Source organism: Burkholderia sp. E168m23 (genome assembly GCF_016586125.1).
GTDB lineage: Bacteria > Pseudomonadota > Gammaproteobacteria > Burkholderiales > Burkholderiaceae > Burkholderia > Burkholderia orbicola.
In genome coordinates this window covers 1-3,504 of record NZ_BCPP01000776.1, presented here as the reverse complement: position 1 = coordinate 3,504, position 3,504 = coordinate 1, and the positions used below count along the sequence as shown (strand labels likewise).

Annotated in this window: 3 protein-coding genes and 2 pseudogenes; 3 read left to right on the top strand and 2 right to left on the bottom strand. The window is 68.7% G+C overall.

The window, feature by feature from the left end:
* A pseudogene (locus JMF90_RS29380) lies at positions 1 to 296 on the top strand (LysR substrate-binding domain-containing protein); the annotation flags it as partial.
* Positions 297 to 321: 25 nt separating this feature from the next.
* Here JMF90_RS29380 and JMF90_RS29375 read toward each other — a convergent pair.
* Entirely contained in the window at positions 322 to 1,686 is a 1,365-nt protein-coding gene (locus tag JMF90_RS29375) for an MFS transporter (RefSeq protein ID WP_011547575.1), read from the bottom strand.
* 64 nt (positions 1,687 to 1,750) lie between these two features.
* Positions 1,751 to 2,689 (bottom strand): 2-hydroxyacid dehydrogenase, encoded by a 939-nt coding sequence (locus JMF90_RS29370; protein ID WP_041489385.1) that lies wholly within the window; start codon positions 2,687 to 2,689, stop codon positions 1,751 to 1,753.
* Here JMF90_RS29370 and JMF90_RS40635 point away from each other — a divergent pair.
* Both JMF90_RS40635 and JMF90_RS29365 read left to right on the top strand, forming a co-directional pair.
* Positions 2,688 to 2,810, top strand: a complete 123-nt coding sequence (locus tag JMF90_RS40635) for a hypothetical protein (RefSeq protein ID WP_260525826.1) — start codon at positions 2,688 to 2,690, stop codon at positions 2,808 to 2,810. The genes JMF90_RS29370 and JMF90_RS40635 overlap by 2 nt on opposite strands.
* Positions 2,803 to 3,417, top strand: a pseudogene (locus tag JMF90_RS29365) (LysR family transcriptional regulator); the annotation flags it as partial. The gene JMF90_RS40635 and the pseudogene JMF90_RS29365, both read left to right, overlap by 8 nt.
* Positions 3,418 to 3,504: the final 87 nt, after the last annotated feature.

Below are 3,504 nucleotides of genomic sequence, written 5' to 3'. Positions count from 1 at the left end.
AACGTGCCGGACGCGCTGTGCGTCGCGGTGCGGGCGGCCGCGGAATCGCATGCGTGGCGCTGTATACGGTGCTCGACGATATCCGCGAAGGGCGCCTGATCCGCGTGCTGCCCGATTACCGGCTGCAGACGGTGAGCGTCTATGCCGTCTACGCGACGCGCCGCTATCTCGATGCGAAGATCCGCACCTTCCTCGACCACCTGCGCACGACGCTCACGCCCGCGCTGGAGAACGATCTGCGCGAACTCGACCGGCTGACGACCGAGCACGTGCCGAGCAGCCGCCAGCGCGCGTGACGGCGCCTGCGTGCCGCCGCGGCGCTCATGCGGCCGGCGCGATGCGGATGCGCTCGAAGCGGCCCGCGAGCCACACGTACGCCGCAATGCCGATCAGCCCGTGCGCGGCGACGAACCACAACGCACCGGCGAACGAACCCGTGCTCGCGACGAAGTAGCCGATCACGAGCGGCGTGACGATTCCCGCGATGTTGCCGAGGCCGTTGAACACGCCGCCGCTCAGCCCGACCATGCCTTCCGGCGCCGTGTCGGCGAGCACGGCCCAGCCGACCGCCGCAAGCCCCTTGCCGAAGAACGCGATCGTCATCAGCGTGATCACGATCGCGTTTGACGATGCGCCGTTCGCGAGCACGAGCAGCGTCGCCATCGCCATCCCCGCGACGAACGGCGTCTTGCGCGCCCGCGACGGATGCATGCCGCGCCGGATCAGCCAGTCCGACAGCACGCCGCCGAGCACGCCGCCCGTGAAGCCGCAGATCGCCGGCAGCGCGGCGACCCAGCCGGCTTCCATGATCGTCATCCCGCGCCCCTTGATCAGGTAGATCGGGAACCACGTGATGAAGAAGTAGGTGAGCGCCGTGATGCAGTACTGGCCGATGTAGATCGCCCACAGGTTCCGGTGGCGGAACAGTTGCGACACGTCGTGCCACGACACGCGCGGTCGCTCGCGCACGCGGTTCGCCTCGAGATCGACGAGCGCGCCATGGGCGCGCAGGTAGTCGCGCTCCGCGTCGGTCACGCGCGGGTGGCCGTGCGGCTCGCGATACCACGCGAACCACAGCGCGGCGAGCGCGATGCCGAGTAGCCCCATCCACAGGAATACGTGTTCCCAGCCGAGCGCATGCGTGAGCCACGCCATCGCCGGCGTGAACAGCACGACGGCCATGTATTGCGCGGAATTGAACAGCGCCGACGCGGTGCCGCGTTCGGCGGTGGGGAACCAGCAGGCGACGATCCGCGAATTGGCCGGAAACGCCGGCGATTCGACGAGACCGAGCATGAAGCGCATCACGAACAGCGCGAGCGTCGCGGCCGCGCCCTGCAACGCGAACCCGCCGACCGTGCCCTGCAACATCGTGAATACCGACCACAGCAACAGGCTCAGGCCGTACACGCGCCGCGCGCCGAAGCGGTCGAGCAGCCAGCCGCCCGGAATCTGGCCGATCGCATAGGCCCACGCGAACGCCGAAAAGACGACGCCGAGCTGCACGGGCGTGAGTCCGAGGTCGTGCGCGACGCCGGTGCCGGCGATCGACATCGTCGCGCGGTCCGCATAGTTGACGACGGTGACCGCGAAAATCAGCGCGAGGACCGCATAACGGACGCGGCCGATCGTGCGCGACGCGGCGGGCGATGCGGCGAGCGCAGCGCCGCTGGATCGATTGGACATGCATGTCTCCTGGCCTTCGTCGTGCGAAGGCATCGGTGTTGTAACGGGAAGGGACGTGCCGCGCTCAGCGCGTGACGCTGGTCGGCGGGCGCTGGCCCGCGAAGCACGCGGCGAGGTTGGCGAGCACGATGCGGCCCATTTCCTCCCGCGTTTCATGCGTGGCGCTCGCACGGTGCGGCTGCACGACGACGCGATCGAGTTCGAGCAGCGCGGCCGGCACGTGCGGTTCGTTCGCGAACACGTCGAGACCGGCGCCGGCGATCGTGCCGTCGGCCAGCGCGCGCACGAGCGCGGCTTCGTCGACCAGCTTGCCGCGCGCGACGTTGATCAGGAATCCTTGGGGGCCGAGTGCCGCGAGCACGTCGGCCGTCACCAGCACGTTGCCGTGATCGGCCGAGGCCGCGATCACGAGCACGTCGCTGTCGCGCGCGAGCGCGGCGAGGTCGGGTACGAAGCGATAGCCACTGTCGCGCTGCTCGCGCGGGCCGAAGTAGCTGACGGGCATCCGGAACGCCTGCGCGCGTTGCGCGATCGCGCGTCCGACGCGTCCGAGTCCGACGATGCCGAGCCGCTTGCCCGTGACCTGCGTCGCGAGCGGCTGGGCCGCCTTGCCCCAGCGGCCGGCGCGCACGATCCGCTCGCCGGCGCCGAGGTCGCGCAGGGTCATCAGGATCAGCCCCAACGCCATGTCGGCGACGTCGTCGGTCAGCACGTCGGGGGTCGTGGTCACGTGGATGCCGCGCGCCCGGGCGCGCTCGAGATCGACCGCATCGGTGCCGATGCCGTTGATCGCGACGATCTCGAGCGCGTCGAACCGGTCCATCAGCGCGGCGGACAGGCCGTTCGCGCCGCCCGTCACGACGCCGCGAATGCGCGGCGCCACGCGATCGAGCAGCGCGTCCGGTTGCTCGGCCGCATACAGCCGATGCACGGTGTAGCGGGCGGACAGTTCGGCGTCGATGGTGGCGGGCAGCGGCTGGGTCAGCAGGATGTCGATGGTCATGAAGGTCTCGGTCGTCGTGCGCGGCGCGGGCCGTGCATCAGGTGGAACCGAGTATAGAAATCGCATCGATATCGGTCTAACATCAAAAGACTATCGATTGATTCAAGATTTGGATGATTGAACTGCACCAGCTTCGCTGCTTCGTCGCGGTCGCCGAAGAACTGCATTTCGGCCGCGCGGCCAGGCGGCTCTTCATGACCCAGCCGCCGCTCAGCCGGCAAATCCAGTTGCTCGAGCACGCGCTCGGCATCGCGCTGCTCGAGCGCAGCAGCCGGCAGGTGAGCCTGACCGCGGCCGGCGAACGCTTCCTGCGCGACGCGCGGCACATCCTCGAATTCTCCGCGCGCGCCGAGCAGGCCGCGCAGCGCGTCGCGCACGGCGGGGCCGGGCGCATCACGCTCGGTTTCACGGCCGTCAGTGCATACCGGATGATCCCGGTGCTGCTCGCGCACGCGGCGCATGCGTTGCCGGACGTCGACGTCGAATTGCGCGAAATGGTGTCGACCGTGCAGATCGACGCACTCGCGTCGCGGATGCTCGACGCGGGTTTCGTGCGCCAGCGCGCCGCGCGCCAGCCGCTCGAATACCGGCTCGTGCAGCGCGAACCGATGCTCGTCGCGGTCGCGGAAGGCGCGCCGCTCGCGGCCTATGAGCAGATCGGCCCCGACGAGCTCGACCGGCAGCCGTTCATCGCCTATTCGCCGAACGAGGGCAAGTATTTCCACGACTCGTATAACTTCGTATAATGTATGCTATACGAAGTTATTACGATAAATGGACGCAATCGTGCGGAATGGCTGCATTCCGCGTTGCGC